15 protein-coding genes are annotated in these 17,685 nt (G+C 40.9%); 8 read left to right on the top strand and 7 right to left on the bottom strand.

Going from position 1 to position 17,685, the window contains the following annotated elements:
* Positions 1 to 663: 663 nt before the first annotated feature.
* The gene (locus O2S85_RS01980) at positions 664 to 1,617 is read right to left on the bottom strand and encodes an MBL fold metallo-hydrolase (RefSeq protein WP_269411098.1); all 954 of its coding nucleotides are present in this window, start codon (positions 1,615 to 1,617) and stop codon (positions 664 to 666) included.
* 295 nt (positions 1,618 to 1,912) lie between these two features.
* Here O2S85_RS01980 and O2S85_RS01975 point away from each other — a divergent pair, with 295 nt between their 5' ends.
* Both O2S85_RS01975 and ltaS read left to right on the top strand, forming a co-directional pair.
* A complete protein-coding gene (locus O2S85_RS01975) occupies positions 1,913 to 2,530 on the top strand; it encodes a spore coat protein (RefSeq protein ID WP_269411097.1) in 618 nt (205 codons plus the stop codon).
* Between the two features lie 192 nt (positions 2,531 to 2,722).
* Positions 2,723 to 4,663, top strand: a complete 1,941-nt coding sequence (gene ltaS / locus O2S85_RS01970; RefSeq protein ID WP_269411096.1) for a lipoteichoic acid synthase — start codon at positions 2,723 to 2,725, stop codon at positions 4,661 to 4,663.
* Positions 4,664 to 4,743: 80 nt separating this feature from the next.
* Here the strand turns inward: ltaS and O2S85_RS01965 are convergent, their stop codons facing one another.
* The 3 genes from O2S85_RS01965 to O2S85_RS01955 form a co-directional block, all read right to left on the bottom strand.
* Positions 4,744 to 4,920, bottom strand: a complete 177-nt coding sequence (locus O2S85_RS01965; RefSeq protein WP_269411095.1) for a hypothetical protein — start codon at positions 4,918 to 4,920, stop codon at positions 4,744 to 4,746.
* Positions 4,921 to 4,936: 16 nt separating this feature from the next.
* The gene (locus O2S85_RS01960) at positions 4,937 to 6,889 is read right to left on the bottom strand and encodes an aconitate hydratase (protein WP_269411094.1); all 1,953 of its coding nucleotides are present in this window, start codon (positions 6,887 to 6,889) and stop codon (positions 4,937 to 4,939) included.
* 292 nt (positions 6,890 to 7,181) lie between these two features.
* Positions 7,182 to 8,051, bottom strand: a complete 870-nt coding sequence (locus O2S85_RS01955; protein WP_269411093.1) for a YitT family protein — start codon at positions 8,049 to 8,051, stop codon at positions 7,182 to 7,184.
* A gap of 157 nt (positions 8,052 to 8,208) precedes the next feature.
* On the opposite strand from O2S85_RS01955, the gene O2S85_RS01950 reads away from it, so the two are divergent.
* From O2S85_RS01950 to O2S85_RS01935, 4 genes are all read left to right on the top strand, one after another.
* Entirely contained in the window at positions 8,209 to 8,385 is a 177-nt protein-coding gene (locus O2S85_RS01950) for a YfhD family protein (protein WP_269411092.1), read from the top strand.
* A gap of 81 nt (positions 8,386 to 8,466) precedes the next feature.
* Positions 8,467 to 8,712 (top strand): DNA alkylation repair protein, encoded by a 246-nt coding sequence (locus tag O2S85_RS01945; RefSeq protein ID WP_269411091.1) that lies wholly within the window; start codon positions 8,467 to 8,469, stop codon positions 8,710 to 8,712.
* A 106-nt stretch (positions 8,713 to 8,818) separates the two neighbouring features.
* Positions 8,819 to 9,262, top strand: coding sequence for a YueI family protein (locus O2S85_RS01940; protein ID WP_367747970.1), 444 nt, complete (start codon positions 8,819 to 8,821; stop codon positions 9,260 to 9,262).
* Between the two features lie 323 nt (positions 9,263 to 9,585).
* Entirely contained in the window at positions 9,586 to 11,577 is a 1,992-nt protein-coding gene (locus O2S85_RS01935; RefSeq protein ID WP_269411090.1) for an acetoacetate--CoA ligase, read from the top strand.
* 193 nt (positions 11,578 to 11,770) lie between these two features.
* Here the strand turns inward: O2S85_RS01935 and O2S85_RS01930 are convergent, their stop codons facing one another.
* Positions 11,771 to 12,670, bottom strand: coding sequence for a LysR family transcriptional regulator (locus O2S85_RS01930; protein WP_269411089.1), 900 nt, complete (start codon positions 12,668 to 12,670; stop codon positions 11,771 to 11,773).
* A 112-nt stretch (positions 12,671 to 12,782) separates the two neighbouring features.
* Here O2S85_RS01930 and O2S85_RS01925 point away from each other — a divergent pair, with 112 nt between their 5' ends.
* Complete coding sequence (locus O2S85_RS01925) at positions 12,783 to 13,850, top strand: YeiH family protein (RefSeq protein WP_269411088.1); 1,068 nt, start codon at positions 12,783 to 12,785, stop codon at positions 13,848 to 13,850.
* Between the two features lie 136 nt (positions 13,851 to 13,986).
* Here O2S85_RS01925 and O2S85_RS01920 read toward each other — a convergent pair whose 3' ends face one another.
* Positions 13,987 to 14,298 (bottom strand): MGMT family protein, encoded by a 312-nt coding sequence (locus O2S85_RS01920; protein WP_269411087.1) that lies wholly within the window; start codon positions 14,296 to 14,298, stop codon positions 13,987 to 13,989.
* A 256-nt stretch (positions 14,299 to 14,554) separates the two neighbouring features.
* On the opposite strand from O2S85_RS01920, the gene O2S85_RS01915 reads away from it, so the two are divergent.
* Complete coding sequence (locus tag O2S85_RS01915) at positions 14,555 to 16,291, top strand: IS1182 family transposase (RefSeq protein ID WP_269411086.1); 1,737 nt, start codon at positions 14,555 to 14,557, stop codon at positions 16,289 to 16,291.
* Here O2S85_RS01915 and O2S85_RS01910 read toward each other — a convergent pair.
* Positions 16,242 to 17,525 (bottom strand): S8 family peptidase, encoded by a 1,284-nt coding sequence (locus O2S85_RS01910; protein WP_269411085.1) that lies wholly within the window; start codon positions 17,523 to 17,525, stop codon positions 16,242 to 16,244. The two genes, O2S85_RS01915 and O2S85_RS01910, sit on opposite strands and share 50 nt — an antisense overlap.
* Positions 17,526 to 17,685 lie beyond the last annotated feature (160 nt).

Raw genomic sequence — 17,685 nt, 5'->3', positions numbered from 1 at the left:
TCCCACACCTGCTTAGGTTTTTGGTTTACCACACTTAAAGGTGGGGTATTACATCCTGTTAATGCGTCGAGAATGAAAAAAGGCTCTCTCCACCCCAAAACTCTGCGTATTATCAGAATTTATCGGGATGAAAAGAGCCTTTCTCTTCACGGTACCACCCAGGTTTGCAGCACCCTCGCGAATACTGCCTTATGGAGCTAAAATAGTCAAATCAAGTAAAGAACCGTCTTTTTGAACAATTTCGCTCCTTTTGGTAACAGGTGCAACACACCCGGCTAAGCCTAGTAGGATAATCCGTTCAGCAAAGCACTCAGGGAAGATGTCGGAGTAAGATGTATTTCCGGGCTTCCAGCAACCCCGGATCTCTGAAAATACACGAACCTTATTCCTTTTTTCCCGTCATCGAGTTCAAGATTATGGTCAAGAATCTTTATAATTGATATTGCGAATTATCATACACTGTTTTTTCAAAAGGGTCAACAGGTATTTCTAACTTTTTTGATACTTTGGATAAGTTCGCGAGAAATGGTTGCGCTTACACATCCCATCCTTCAACAAACTTGTCAGTAAAGAAAAAAATAAAAAATTTTTGAGATAACTAAAACAGCAGCCCATTTTATGAAAAATGAGCTGCTACATTTCGGTTTATACCTTACTACATAGCTAATCCTTTTTATATTTCTTCTGCAAATAATCAATTAATCCCAGTGCACTGACTTGCATATCCATATTGATCAGGACATATACGCCGTGGTCATCATCAATCAATAGTGTTCGCAAATATTCCTTCACCTGCTGCAGCAATCGTCCAGCAAGCTCATCATAGCCCTTTCCTGCTTTAAAAGTGTCTTCTGCTTCTTGTTCAAACACATCCAGCCATTCAGTTACTTGTTTTAAGGCTTCTTCAACTTTTTCTGTCATGCCAAAGTGTCCGTAATAAATGCGATCAACATTCATTTGGCGTATACGAGAGATCGCCTGTCTCATTGCCTCTGGATCAAATTGATTTGGAGATGTTGATGGTAAAAATAAATCAACACCATCAGGAATAAGTTGTTCATAACGAATTCCGACAGTATCCCCGGTAAAAATGCCATCGCTTACAGGATCATAAATACTGAAATGATGTTTGGCATGACCTGGCGTATCAAAAAATTCCAACGTACAAGTCGGACTGATTTGAAGTGTATCGCCTTCACCTCTGATAATTATCCGATCTTCCGGTACTGGGATAACCGGGTCAAACAATTCCTGGAAACTATCCCCATAAACCGCCTGTGCACCCGCGATCAGCCGTTTGGGATCAGCCAGATGCCGCGCTCCCTTTGGATGGACAACGATCTTTGCATTGGGACAATCACGGATGAATAACCCTGCCCCTCCAGCGTGATCCAAATGAATGTGAGTTAAAATAATATATTTTACCTGATCCAAGGAAAAGCCAAGATCCTTCATTCCTTGCTTTACATGTTTAATGGATGGACTTGGTCCTGTTTCCACCAAAGTTAATTCTTCCTCGTTGATCACATATGTACCAGTTCGCTGGGGAACCCCCAAATCAAAACCATCGATTAAATGAATTCGTTCATCAATTTGAATTGGGTCTTTTGATCTCATTTTCTCGCCTCCTGTATTTTATCCAACTATTTCTATTATACAAAATTTTTATAGCTATGCACAAATAGAACATATAAATTCGTGTTCAAAAGGAGGATGAAAAGGACCAAGAAGTTCTAGGCGGCGTAGCTTTGAGCACCGGAGTGTACATAAAAGGTACATGAGGAGCGGAAAAGCAAGCCAACGAAGAAATTCGAAGTGTCATTTTCACCGGACTTTTTGAACATCCTCTAACAGCACATACTTTTATGATATGCGGATAAACTAACATCGAAAATTTGAAGGAGGTTATAAGATGCTAAATCAAAATCAGCAACAACAAAACATGCAACGTTCACCTCAATTGCCATCACAGCAAGATTTCGGCGGGCATGATATGTTTGATGCCCATGAAGCATTATCCACGTTAACAGGTTTAATGGAACAATATTTATTATACGAACAACACATCCAGGACCAGGAATTAATGGGAATGGCCCAGCGTCATAGCGCTTTTATCACGCAACTTTACAACACGATCTGTGAAACATTCAAAACGGGAAAAGACCCGGCTGTAAAAACACAGACGTATAACATGGAACAAAACAATAATGTGACTTACGGAATGAAACCATCTGCACCGAAAATGCCTAGTCAGTCAGTCAATGAAATTAATGATCAATGTCTTTCCGGCTTCATGCTGGGACAATTAAAATCCTGTGCATCTGCGTTTACTATGACAGCATTGGAAATGACCAACCCTGTCTTAAGACGCATTTTTCAGGATAGTATTCCGAATGTGATCGAGATGGCGTATGAGGTATTCCTGTATCAAAATAAGCATCAGTATTATCAAGTGCCACAATTACAGCAACAGGATATGCAAGCATTCCAGAACAGTTATGCGCCAGTTCAAGGAACCATGCCGCATTAGATTTAAAGGCGCTGAGCCAAAGGACAAACTACCCGCTATTGTTGACGGGTAGTTTTTTATACCTATTATTTCTGAATTTTATAGCCTAATGGTAACTTCTGCATACACCTTGCAATTATTCGGTTTTTGGTTTAGAATACATTGATTGAGGATACTATTTAATTAAGCAAACCAATTTGAGGTGAAAAAGCAATGAAGAAAATGATTTCTTCAAAAATGGGGTTCTTCTCCATTGCAGTAATTTTGGTATGGCTAAAAACTTATTTCATATATTTATTTGAATTTAATTTGGATGTCCAAGGTGGGTATCAGCAATTTCTATTGTTTATTAACCCATTAAGCTCAGCCTTGTTTTTCCTGGCCATAGCGTTATTTGCCAAGGGGAAAAGAGCGGGAATATGGATGATCATTATTGATTTTTTAATGAGCTTTCTTGTTTATGCAAATGTCGTATATTATCGTTTTAACAGTGACTATATAACTTTACCAACATTAACACAAACTAGTAATTTTGGCAGCTTAGGCGGAAGTATCGCTAGTTTGGCAGAGTGGTATGATGTGTTTTACTTTTTGGATCTCATTATCCTTATAGCTTTGTTTGTTTGGAGCAGGAAGGATTGGTCAGTCAGCCGCCTAAAAGCGAGGAAACCTTTAACCATTATGACTATTGGTATTATTGTCTTTACAGTAAACTTGGGACTAGCTGAAATCGACCGTCCACAATTGCTTAAAAGGACATTTGACCGCAACTATGTTGTCAAATATATTGGTTCCTATAACTTTGCGATTTTTGATGCACTGCAAAGCATTCACTCCTCTTCACAACGGGTGTTTGCCGATAGCAGCGATGTTACAGAAGTGGAAAACTATACAAAAAATAAATATGCTGAACCGAATTCAGACCTTTTCGGTGTAGCAAAGGGCAAAAATGTGATCAAAATTCATTTGGAATCATTCCAATCATTTTTGATTGATTATAAGTTAAATGGTGAAGAAGTTACACCGTTTTTAAATTCGTTGGTGCATGACCGAGATAAAAATTTCACGTACTTTGATAACTTCTTCCATCAAACAGAACAAGGTAAAACAGCAGATGCGGAATTGATCATGGATAACTCGATATACGGTCTCCCTCAGGGTTCTGCATTTGTAACCAAGAGTAAGAACACGTATCAAGCTTTACCAGCAATTTTGGATCAGCGGGGAGGCTATACTTCAGCTGTTCTTCACGGGGATAACAAGTCCTTCTGGAATCGTGATGAAATTTATAAACAGTTTGGAATCGATCATTTCTTTGACTCCAGTTACTACGATATGAGTGACGATAAAGTGATCAACTATGGTCTAAAAGATAAACCATTCTTTAAAGAATCCATTCCATTGCTTGAGTCAATGGAACAACCGTTTTATTCTCATTTGATCACGTTGACCAACCATCATCCGTATCTCATTGATCCGGAAGATGCGACGATTGATCCGGCAGAAACAGGTGACCCATCTGTTGACCGTTATTTCCAAACTGCCCGTTATTTGGATGAATCATTAGAGCAATTCTTTAAGGACCTAAAAGAATCCGGCTTATATGATGATTCGGTAATCATGCTTTACGGTGATCACTATGGTATTTCTGACAGACATAACCGGGCCATGGAACAAATTACCGATGAGGAGATTACTCCATTTGAAAATGCACAATTACAACGTGTGCCATTTATGATTAAGATACCTGGTGTTAAAGGTCAAGGAGTTAATCACACGTATGGCGGAGAAATGGATGTTATGCCTACATTGCTCCACTTGGTAGGGATTGATGCACAGGATTACATTCAGTTCGGTACAGATCTCTTTTCCAAGGATCATAAAGATTTTGTTCCATTCCGAAATGGCGACTTTATGACACCGGAATACAGTAAAATCGGCAGTAAATATTACGACAACGATACTGGTGAAGTAATCGAAGAAACAGACAAGATGAAGGAAACGAAAGATACCGTTAACCATGAATTGGAACTTTCCGACAAGCTTCTATTTGGGGATTTATTACGTTTCTACAAGCCAAATGATGACTGGAAACCAATTGATCCTTCTGATTATCGGTATGGGAATGATGAACAGGAAGATGAAGCCGAATAAAGATTGGCGAGATAAATCTTAGAATAAAAAGGAAGTAATCAACGGGAAATCCTGATGATTACTTCTTTTTTTATAAAAACTCAATCTAATAACCGGTTATTTTCGTCAACGGTCATAACTCGTGCTTCTCTGGATTCATTCTTCTCCGGCAAAATGCCTGTGCCTTTACAAACACTGCAATTGTATTGCCAGCCCTCATCATCTGCCAGCATGCCTGTTCCTTCACACGCTTTACATGTTTGTTCACGGTTAACCATTCTTATTTCCTCCTGACTATGCAAGTTGTTGACGATCTTTCACCCAATTGATGATGCCGCCTTTTAGCATGATGTCAATTTGACGTTCAGATAACGCATGGTTTACTTTTATTTCCTGATTTTTGTCCTTCACCTGAATCGTAAAGGAATTTCCCTGTTTGATTTTGTTATGCAAATCATTTAACTCCAATGTATCCCCTTGTTCCAACGTGTTATAATCATCTTCATTTGCAAAGGTCAATGGCAGTACACCAAAGTTGACAAGGTTTTGCCAGTGGATGCGGGCAAAGTCCTTCACAAGAGCAACACGTAAGCCAAGATACCTCGGTGCCAGTGCCGCATGCTCACGGCTGGAACCTTGTCCGTAGTTAAATCCACCAACTATCGCATGCCCCCCATGATCGACCGTTTTTTTACCTCGATCATAGTACGTGTCATCGATGATTTCAAAAGCGAATTTACTTATTTCTGGCAGATTGCTGCGAAATGGTAAGACTCGTGCGCCACCAGCAAGAATTTCATCAGTGGAAATATTGTCACCCATTTTTAATAAGATCGGCAGTTCCAGGTGATCCGGGAGTTTATCCATTTTCGGTATGGATGCGATATTCGGTCCTTTTTGCAATGTAACTTGTTTTGCTTCTTCGTACGGGAGCGGCTTATCAAGCAAATTAACATCGATGGTCGGCTTTTTCGGTTCCCTTACTTTTGGATAAGCAAAGTCCAGTGTTCGCGGATCCGTTATTTCACCTTTTAAAGCGGATGCCGCTGCTGTCTCCGGGCTGCAAAGAAATACGCTGTCTTCCTTTGTACCTGAACGTCCAGGGAAATTTCGCGGTGTTGTTCTGAGACTATTTCTGCCGGTAGCCGGTGCCTGCCCCATCCCGATGCAGCCGTTACACCCTGCCTGATGCAATCGTGCGCCTGATTGGAGGAGACTGGCAATATGACTTTCTTTGACAAGATCTGTTAGCATTTGCCGGGAAGTTGGGTTGATGTCGAAGGAAATCCCATCTGCAATATGTCTGCCATCGACCATTTCCGCTGCAACTGCAAAATCCCGAAAACCCGGGTTTGCCGATGACCCGATATATGATTGGTATATTGGTGTGCCGGCAATCTCCTTGACTGTTACTACATTTCCCGGACTGGAAGGTTTCGCAATCAGAGGTTCCACCTTGGCCAGGTCAATTTCTTCATCAATATCATAGGTGGCACCTTTGTCGGCGACTAGTTCCACCCAATCATCTTCCCGGTCCTGTTCTTTTAAGAAATGTTTAATTTCGTTGTCGGAAGGAAAAACCGTCCCTGTCGCTCCCAATTCCGCGCCCATATTGGCAATCACATGACGATCCATTGCACTAAGCGTTTCGACCCCGGGACCATAATACTCAATAACCCGTCCAACACCGCCTTTTACATCATGCCGGCGCAACATTTCCAAAATGACATCTTTTGCACTTACCCAATCCGGGAGTTTGCCAGTTAGTTTAACCCCCCATACTTTTGGCATTTTTACATAAAATGGTTCACCGGCGATTGCCAGCGCAACATCAATCCCGCCTGCACCCATTGCTAACATCCCCATACAGCCATTTGCACACGTATGACTGTCAGATCCCAATAGTGTCTTTCCAGGTTTGGCCAACCGCTGCATATGTACCGGATGGCTCACACCATTTCCTGGACGGCTGTAATGTATCCCGAAACGCCTTGTCGCGCTTTGTAAAAAAAGATGATCATCCGGATTTTTACTGTCCACCTGAATTAAATTATGATCGACATATTGAGCCGAAGCTTCTGTTTTAGCCCGATCAAGCTCCATTGCTTCCAACTCGAGCATCACAAGCGTTCCTGTTGCGTCTTGTGTCAATGTCTGATCAATTTTCAGACCAATTTCCGTGCCAGGTATCATCTCCCCCGAAACAAGGTGGTCCTTTATCAACTTTTGCGTTACATTCAAAGGCATGACATGTACCTCCCTAAATAATTATCAACCTCTACCTAGTTTATAAATAATCAAAAAATGTATACATAAAAAAGCGGAAGTGAACGTTTAGCGGTGTGTGGTTTAGGCTGGTTTTGTGGACAAGGTTATTTCGTCTAAGTTCGGTGATTTGCTGAGAAAAATTGGGTGAATTTACTGTGAAAAGAGCCTTCTCGGTTGGTTGGAAAGGAAAAGCACGGGAACAGTCTAACAGCATTTCCCGGTTAACACCAAGAAATCAAAACGAAACAAGAGAAGTCATTCCCTTGTCTCGCTAAAATTTTTGTCCATAATATTTATCAAGGGAGAAGCCACGGCCAAGGATTTCTGATGCATTGATGAAAACAACAAATGCAGTGGGGTCTTCCTGTTGTAAAATATGTTTCAAGTTCACTGCTTCCCTTTGCTCGGTAACGCATAAAATCATTGTTTTGTTTTCGTTGGAATATCCGCCTACCGTACGAATCTTGGTTAATCCCCGATCTATTTTGTTACGGATAATCGCCTGGATTTTTTCTTCGTTTTCCGTAATGATCAAGATTAACTTGGTTGATGCCGTTTGTAACTGCACCATATCAATTACCTTGCTTGTCACATAAATGCACATTAAAGCAAACAGTGTAAGTTCCAAATTAAATACAATGATGGATGAAATAACAACCAGCCCGTCAACAATAAGCTGGGAATATCCGCTGGACAACCCGGTAAACTTTTTAACAATTTGTGCAATAGCGGCAGTCCCTCCGGTAGAACCATTCCCTTTATAAACGATACCCAGGCCAACGCCAAGCACGATCCCACCGTAAAGAGCACCGAGAAATGGATTAGTTATGGTATATGGAACGTTTGCTGTCAGATAAATAATAAATGGTACCCAAAGTGTTCCTACAAGCGTTTTTCCCCCAAAATCTTTGCCAAGTAAAAACCATCCAATGATAAAAATCGGAATATTAATGGTGAATTGTGTAAGTGCAGGACTTACACCATACATACCGTTCAAAATGGTACTGACACCAGAAATGCCACCAGCTGCAAGTTTGGCCGGTAATAAAAATATATTATAAGACAATGCGACAAGTGTTGCGCCAATTATTACTTTGGCGTAATCATATAACGTTTGTTTTGCGTTTTTTTGTTTAACCATTTTCCTTTTCTCCCTTAACGAACATCGATATCTTGATTTTAAATTTGTTTATCGGTACTGTCAATTTCTTGTAAAGTTCCATCCAATACATGATTCAACAAATTGCACATATACTACGCTTGTAAATTCTATTTACCTTCATAAGGCGGTGGAAATTGTGGGAAGAGACGACCATAACAATAAAACCAACAGTAAGAACTTTCTTGCTCAGACCCCAAAGAACATGAAGTCAGATGGAATTGATGTTGAATTCTCTGAAGCACTGGCTGATGAAGAGGATAAAGAAGCTCAAGCGAGAAGCCGAGCAGCAGAAAAACGTATTAAAAGTAAATAGTTATTTAAGGGACGGGAATCAGTCCGTCCCTTTTTCATATTTCACTAACTACCGGTTATACTACGTGCAGGAGGTGATCGTATGGGACAAGCATATCGATGCCCAAATTGTAAAACCAATCGTTCCAGATTTAATATCATCAAGCAGATTGCACACCCGGTAAAACTTGATGCTGAAACGGGCGACATAATCAATGATTATACAGACGATGAAGTAGAGATTTATCATGTTAATTATAATGGTCCGGAATTTAGAGTTCAATGCGGTGTTTGCGGATTGATAGAAGATGAACAGACATTTAGCAAATTTGCTGCATACGATGGGTGAAATCCCGGAAGTAATGACATTATTGTGAAAGAATGACATACTACTTGTATAAGCAGTTGTTCCCTTTGTACAATAAAAGTAACAACATTGGTCTGGGATGATAACAATGAAAAAAGTGGAAGACTATCTCAATGATGGAATGTATGGTGTTCGTATGCCAAAACAGGACGAGCGGATTCACTATTTGGGTACATTACGGGAACGCGTTGTCCTGGTCTTAACGAAGGGACAAGTCATGTCGGATAAAGCAATCCGGCAATTGGAACAAGCCATGCAAGAACACCCGGATACCAAATTATTACTAAATGGGCATATCCCCTACCGTTTTTTTGAACGGGAAAAGGAATTGGCTTTAAAATATCATATCCCCTATTCAAATGTAACAAACGAGCAGTCTGATTCTGACATTGGCGCCGTTTTAACCTATGATTATGCTATCGACAAAGAGAATATTTTTGTCGATGATGATGAAGCAATCGAAAATAACAAGAAAGATGAACCACAGTCTTTCTTTACGAGAATGAAAGAATGGTTTTTCCCCTCAACGTGACACTACGATTGAAGCTATTCGGTTTCATGCATAGAGCATTTGCTTTACACCTGGTAAGCGTTTACCTATAATATATAGTAGTGCGTGTTCAAAAAGAGGATAAAAAGGACCGAGAAGTTCTAGGCGGCGCAGCGTTGAGCACCGGAGTGTACATAAAAGGTACATGAGGAGCGGAAAAGCAAGCTAACGAGCTTCAAAGGAAGGCCGACTAAAAACGGGCTTGCGCTCAGGCGTCGGCATACCCCTTTTAAAGGGGCATGTCATTTTTACCGGACTTTTTGAACATCCTCTAGTAAACACTTTTTTCACAGGGGGAATTTTTAATGGCAACAATCAAAGAAGGGACCTTACTATGGGAACCTGATGCAAGCAGAAAACAACATTCCAATATCAATACCTATATGAACTGGCTTAAACAAGATAAAAATTTGGATTTCCCGGATTATCACTCCTTATGGAATTGGTCGGTAACAGAACTGGAATCATTCTGGGAAACCATTTGGGAATATTTTGATATTCAGGCCAAACAGCCATATGAACAGGTTTTAACTACGCATCAAATGCCAGGCGCGAAATGGTTCTCAGGTGCTACGATTAATTATACGGAACATATTTTCAGAAACTATGATAAAAATAAACCAGCTATTATTCATTCCTCCGAGTTACGTGCAACCTCTGAAGTTACCTGGGATACACTTTATCAGGATACAGCATCATTACAGCGGACATTGCAACACCTTGGTGTACAAAAAGGAGATCGGGTCGTTGCATATGTTCCCAACATCTATGAAGCGGTTGTCGCATTTTTAGCCACAGCCAGCCTTGGTGCAATCTGGTCCAGCGCTTCCCCCGAATTTGGAACTCAAAGTGTGATTGACCGTTTTAAACAAATCGAACCTAAAGTCATGATTACAATCGACGGATACCGTTTTGGCGGAAAGGAATTTGACCGTACGAATGTCGTTGAGAATATTCAGTCGGAACTGCCCACATTAGCGGCAACCATTATGATCCCTTATTTACAGGACAATCCACAAACAGATACACTAACAAATGTAACCATGTGGGCAGAAGCTGTCACTACAAGCCTGGAGTTAAGCTTGACCTATGAGTATGTTCCGTTCAATGACCCGCTGTGGGTGTTATTCTCATCTGGTACAACCGGAAAACCGAAACCGATTGTTCAAAGTCAGGGTGGTATTTTACTGGAACATCTAAAGGCACTGACTTTTCATGCCGACCTTGGAGAACAGGATCGATTCTTTTGGTTTACAACAACCGGATGGATGATGTGGAATTTCCTTGTTGGCGGACTATTAACCGGCAGTACGATTATTTTATATGATGGCAGTCCTGGTTATCCGGACAAAAATATGCTTTGGGAATTTGCCGAACAAACCAAAATGACCGTGTTTGGAACAAGTGCCAGCTTTATCACCGGTTGTATGAAAGACGGCATCACACCTGGTAAAGATTTTGATTTAAGCCATTTGCAAAACATTAGTTCAACTGGCTCACCGTTACCGCCAGAAGGTTTTCAATGGTGTTATGACCATGTAAAACATGATTTGTGGATTGCTTCCGTTAGTGGCGGAACGGATATATGTACCGCATTTATCCTTGGCCTTCCAATCCTGCCTGTTTATGCAGGGGAACTGCAATGTCGCGGGTTGGGAGCAAAAATTGAAAGCTACGATGAGCAGGGCAAGCCGCACATGAACGAAGTTGGTGAGCTCGTCTTAACGGAACCATTTCCATCAATGCCAATTTATTTCTGGAACGATCCCGATGGCAGCCGCCTGCACGACAGTTACTTTGATGAATTCCCTGGGATTTGGCGACACGGTGACTATCTAAAAATAACCGATCGGCACACATGTGTCATTTATGGCCGTTCAGATGCAACGATTAACCGTGGGGGCGTACGAATGGGCACAAGTGAAATCTATCGGGCTGTTGATCAGGTGTCATCTGTAGCCGATAGTTTAATAGTTGATATTCCAGACACCCAAGGTAATTCATTTGTGCCTTTATTCGTGATCATGAAGGATGGCTATGAATTGACAGAGGATATCAAACAACAAATAAAACGGCAAATTAAGGAACAGTGTTCACCAAGACACGTGCCAACAGCGATTTATCAAGTTCCGGATGTTCCCAAAACATTGAATGGAAAAAAACTTGAAGTCCCTATCAAAAAAATATTAATGGGAAAAGACGTTGAGCAGGTTGTAAACAAAGGATCATTGGCCAATCCGAAATCACTGGATTACTTTATCAGATTCGCCGACGAACAAATGAAAACTATAAAATAACGACCTAAAAAACCACAGATTAGCCTGTGGTTTTTTATATTTTCGCTGAAATTGTGAATTTCAGCGAAATCGTTGCCGGGGCCAGCTTTTTTATGGCAAACTGTAGCGTTTTTTTGTCGAACTCCAGCGAAACATACTGATCTGCCAACATGAAAAAAATATCTGAGCCAAAACGCATTCACAGTTCCAGCCATTATTTGTCATCTAACGTGGTCAGTGCTCGGTTATGACGCAATAAACGAATGAACACCTCTAAAGCTTTTGTTTGAAAAGGCGATTTCGTCACGATCGAAAATTGGCGGGTAAATGGCAGTCCTTTCAATGGAATGATTTTGAGAACCCCATGATTCAATTCCTTCTGGATGGCCCATTGTGATAATAAGCTGATCCCCAAGCCTGCTTCCACCGCTTCCTTAATCGGCTGGGTACTGCCAAAATTCATTAATTTTCCAGGCGTGAGTTCAAAACGATGAAACATGTTCTCTGTTGCTTCTCTTGTACCCGACCCTTGTTCACGGACAATCCATGTCTCCTGTTCCAAATCGTGGATGTTGACCTTTTCCTTTGTCGCCAGGGGATGATTTGCCGGAGCAACAACAACCATGTAATCCTCAGCAAACTCCTCTACCATCAAATGCTGATCCTTAAAATGGCCCTCGACAATGCCAACATCCAACTGATGGGTTGCCACCAAATCGGCAATTTCCGATGTATTGCCAATCGTAACTTCCGGTTGAATATCCGGGTATGTCTCCAATAACTTGGCAATAATACGCGGCAACACATATTCACCAAACGTATAGCTCGCCCCAATTGATAATGGACCATTGGCTTTATTCACCAAATCATCCACCAAATGCTGCATGTTCGTATATAATCCAAGGATTTCCTTTGCATGATGGTATACAATCTCGCCAGCCTTATTCAAGCGAACATATTTATTCGTCCGCTCTAGCAATCTTGTTCCGAGATTCTGCTCAAATGTGCGGATATACTGGCTTACCGCCGGCTGGGTCATATGGAGCTCCTCTGCTGTCCGGGAAAAATTTTTCTTTTCAGCTACTGTTACAAATACTTGTAAATGTTGATCCACACCTCATCACCACCCCATTTTCTATTATATAAATTTACTTATTATACCTATTATAATGATTTATTTTCCTTATTGAAAGGAATACCCTATGCTAATACTAGGAGGTGTTGATATGGCATTGGAAAATTTGCGACAAGAGGAAGTTGAGGAATCTTCGGAGGCAATCCAACAAGAAAAAAAACCAGAACCATCACCAATTTGGAAATGGATTGGTGGTGTTGCATTTACTTTTTTGATTGCCTTATTGGGCTTCCTTTTAGCGTTGGTGCCTGGATTTGACCATGTTGGGCAGCTGGCATGTGCCATTATTATTGCAGTCGTTTATCGACAAATTTTTGGTTATCCGGAAGCATTACGGTCAGGTATTGCCTTTTCATCCAAACGACTGCTGCGTGCGGCAATTATTTTATATGGTCTGAAATTAAATATCGATACTGTACTTCATGACGGGATTGGCTTGCTTGTCCGTGATGCCGGGGTGATTATTTTTGCCATCCTTGCAACGATCTGGATTGCTAAGTTATTCAAGGCGGACAAAAACATTTCCTTATTATTGGGAGTTGGAACTGGCATCTGCGGAGCCGCTGCCATTGCCGCAGTTGCACCGATTGTAAAATCAAAGGATGAAGATACGGCGATTGGTGTGGGAATTATCGCTCTCATGGGTACGGTGTTTGCGATGGGCTATACCATATTACGTCCATTTTTGCCATTGGATGCTATTCAGTATGGCATATGGTCGGGTTCGAGTTTACATGAAGTTGCCCATGTAGCCCTGGCAGCCGAACCAGCTGGAGATCAGGCAACAGCTATTGCTTTACTCGCAAAATTGGGCCGTGTGTTTTTACTTGTACCACTTTGCTTCATCTTCATCTATATAATGAAACGGAAAAACAAAGGATCTGAACAGTCAGATGCAAAAATTGAATTCCCATGGTTTTTAGTTGGATTTATTATTTTAAGTTTGTTAGGAAGTTATGTATTTGGTCATTCCATCCCTGTATCAGATAGCGTTATGAATGCGGTCTTCAACATTACGACATGGTTGCTCACCGCTGCGATGGTCGGCCTTGGATTAAATGTCAGCTTGCGTGATCTGCGGACGAAGGCATTAAAGCCATTAATCGCGATGACCATTACATCCGTTTGTTTATCTGTGATTGTTTTCTTTATCGTGTAGAGACAGACATATAGGACAGGGCAGGAAGAACATGCTCTGTCCAACTATTTATTAGCTTACTCAAAATATTAACACGCCATCTGCTCCATATGGCGTGTTAATATTCCAGTCAGAAAATAATGTATTCCAATCATGGTTAACACGTATGATTATGTAGGTAGATTCGCAAATCAATTTTACCTTGCTTGTCAACAATGACCCCTTCGCTTTCCAGAGAGAGTTTTTGTATTTCGTGTAATTCTTCATTTTTGATGCTAATGATGCCTTGCGCATTAACAACCCGATGCCATGGAAGATGATACTTCCTGCTCATGGAATGTAGAACACGAGCCACTTGTCTTGCTGCCCTGGGACTACCGGCGATTTTGGCAATTTGTCCATAGGTCATGACCCGCCCTTCAGGTATGTTGGATACGATTTTAATGACATCAGTTGTAAATGGCTGCATACGAAATCCCCCACATAAGATCCTGTAACACTTCTATTTTATAACATAGCAATGATAAATTCATAACCCGTACCATGTTTCTACTGGAATAATATAAGAGGCTGGGACAAAACTCCAGTAAATAAAAATTAAGGCGTAGGAGCTTACACTAAAAAAAGTGTAGGCCCCACGCCTTTTTTGACATTATTTTAGTAAACAAAAAGGACACCTTTTGATAAAATTAAAGTTACCTGACAATAATTTTGGAGGTGTCCTTATGTTTAAACATTATACCATGAATCAGGTAGTTTTGCCGCTAGATTTAGAAATTAAATTGAAAGAGAATGATATTGCTTTTGCGATCAATGATCTTGTCGAGAGTATTCCCGAAGAGGTTTTCGATGACTTAATACGACAAACCGGCCGTCCTGCGTACCATCCTCGCATGATGTTGAAAATCATTTTGTGTGGGTATACGCAATCCGTGTTTTCTGGTCGTAAAATAGAAGCTTTATTACAGGATAGTATCCGCATGATGTGGTTGGCTCAAGGACACGAACCCAGCTATCGCACCATCAATCGTTTCCGTTCTCATCCACTCATCGAAAACATACTACGTGAATGCTTTGTCCAGTTCCGGAATCAGCTTGTGGAAAAGGAATTGATTGAAGAGGAAGCCATTTTTATTGATGGTACAAAAATTGAAGCGAACGCCAATAAGTTCACCTTTGTGTGGCGGAAATCCGTTGAAAAATATAGTGATAAGCTAATCGAAAAGTCCAATCAACTGTATGATGAGCTGTTGGAGAAGGAGATCATCCCGGCAATAGAGCGAGAAACAGAAGAGAAACTTTCCGTTAAAGAAATGGAAGAAGTAGTCGAAAAGTTAGATGAAAAGGTTGAGGAATACGATAAAAAAATCGAAGCTTGTGAAGTTGGTAGCGAACGAAAGAAAATCCGTTCCGAACGTAAATTTCCAAAACAAGCTCGCAAGCAGTTTAACGATTTCATCACTCGTAAGCAAAAGTATCAAAACGATATGGAGAAATTCGGGGACCGTAACAGTTATTCAAAGACAGATCCGGATGCGACGTTTATGCGCATGAAGGACGACTACATGAAGAACGGTCAATTGAAAGCTGGTTACAATGTCCAGATTGCAACGGAAGGTCAATACGCGCTCGCTTACGATGTTTTCCCAAACCCGACGGATACACGCACTTTAATTCCTTTTCTCGACTCGATTGAAGAAAACTTTTTCGAACTGCCGGAACACATTGTCGCGGATGCCGGATATGGCAGTGAACAGAATTATGAAGATATCATCGAGAATCGAAATCGAACGCCACTTATTACATACAATCAATATCGAAAGGAGAAGAAAAAGAAGCATAAGAACAACGCTTTTCATGTAGATAATTGGGATTATAATGAGGACGAAGATACTTTTCTGTGCCCAAATGGACGGAAAATACGGTTTAGTCATCATTCCAAACGAACAGACAGGTACGGATTCACCCGTGAATTTAAAGTGTACGAATGTGAGGACTGTTCGGGCTGTCCACTCCGCGATTTATGTACGAAAGCAAAAGAAGGAAACAACCGAAAAGTCTACATGAATGAAAAGTGGGAATCCCAAAAAGAATATGTACGTGCGAAGCTTTCAGACGAGAAAACTGGTGAAATTTACGGAAAACGTAAAATTGACGTAGAACCAGCGTTCGGTTTCTTGAAGGCTAATTTGGGTTTCACTCGTTTTTCTGTCAGAGGAAAACAGAAAGTGAAAAATGAATTAGCCTTCGCATTGATGGCGGTGAACTTGAGAAAGTACACCGCCACGAACAGTAAATTAGTACCGGAAGATAGAAACAACTCCACAAAAAAGGTTCCAAGCAAACTTTTGATTTGCTTGGAACCTTTTTATTTACTATTTTTGGCTAGTTATGTCCCAGCCTCGCTTCTCATTATCCGAATAGTTTTTCAGCATTTAAATAGCCATTACCTTGAACGTTAGGGGGCTGTCCGATATCTTCACATGCCTGTATGACCTTTTGCTTCACTTGATCCGGGGTGAGATTTGTTTCCTTTTGCAAAATCTGTGCAACTACACCTGCAAAAATTGGTGTTGCCATCGACGTCCCTGATAAAGAAAAATAATTTTTCCCAACACGTGCACCGAAATATATTCGATCAAGATAAGACCCCGGCGACCGAAGTGAAATGATATTCACACCAGGTGTTAACAAATCAGGTTTAACCAAACCATTCACGGTTGGACCCCGACTGGAAAAGTCAGCTACCACATCATCAGATCGATCAATGGTATCGTTATCGTTAACAGCACCTACCGTAATAACTTTAGGACTGATTCCTGGGCTTGAAATAGTTCGTTCCTCAGGTCCTTCATTACCAGCCGCCACACAAACAACAATCCCGTTGTTCCACGCTTTGTCAACGACTCTCACTGCTGGATCATTCTCTGCCGATTGCTGTGCTTTGGACCCAAGGGATAGCGAAAGTACGTTAATGTTATACCTTGATTGGTTTTGGATACACCAATCGATACCTTCGATGACAGTGGAAAGAGATCCGGAACCTTTTTTATTCAGTACTTTGACACCGACCAAGTTTGCTTCTGGTGCAGGTCCTCGATATTTTCCATTTGATGCAGAGCCATCCCCCGCTACATCCCCTGCACAATGGGTACCATGTCCATTATCATCGTAAGGTTTGGTTTTATTTTTCACCAAATCCTTAAATGCAATGATTCGCCCTTTTAAATCCTGGTGTGGATGAATTCCTGTATCAATCACAGCAACGGTAATATCTTTTCCCGTTAAACCAGATTTTTGTAACTGGTTAGAGCGAATTGCAGGAGAAGCAGTATCAAGTAATATTGTCATCTTTCTATCATAATGAATCTTTTTGATATGTTGGCAGTTGTCAAGCAGTCGTTCCAGTTTATCAATGGACAATTTGGTTGAACAGCTGCAAATCGAATGGAATGGACGAGGAGACATGCGGGTAATTTTTTTAAAATCGTTTAGACCATGTTGGTAAGATTGGTTATGAAAATCAATGACAACAGGTAACCGCTTCGTCTTCTTCCTTATATGTTCTACTGGCCGGTGTAAAAAACATGGGATAGAGCGAAAAGGATGACATAATTTTACCAATTCCTGCCGCATATTCCTATCCAGTTTGTCTCCCATACGCCGAGCCAGCTGAACCATTGCAAAGCCAAGCATAAGCAATCATTCCTCCCTGTATATTTACGTGACACGATATGTTACGTCATCTTACAAGGGAATGAATGATGAATTGGTGCAACCTATAGCAAAAAAGGCAAAAAACTAGCTGTAAAATAGAGGATTCGTTGATATTGCAATGTCCAGAGTTTCATATAAA

Source organism: Lentibacillus daqui (genome assembly GCF_027186265.1).
Lineage (GTDB): Bacteria > Bacillota > Bacilli > Bacillales > Amphibacillaceae > Lentibacillus_C > Lentibacillus_C daqui.
The sequence above is the reverse complement of the archived record's forward strand: the minus strand, read 5'-3'. Positions and strand labels throughout refer to the sequence as shown.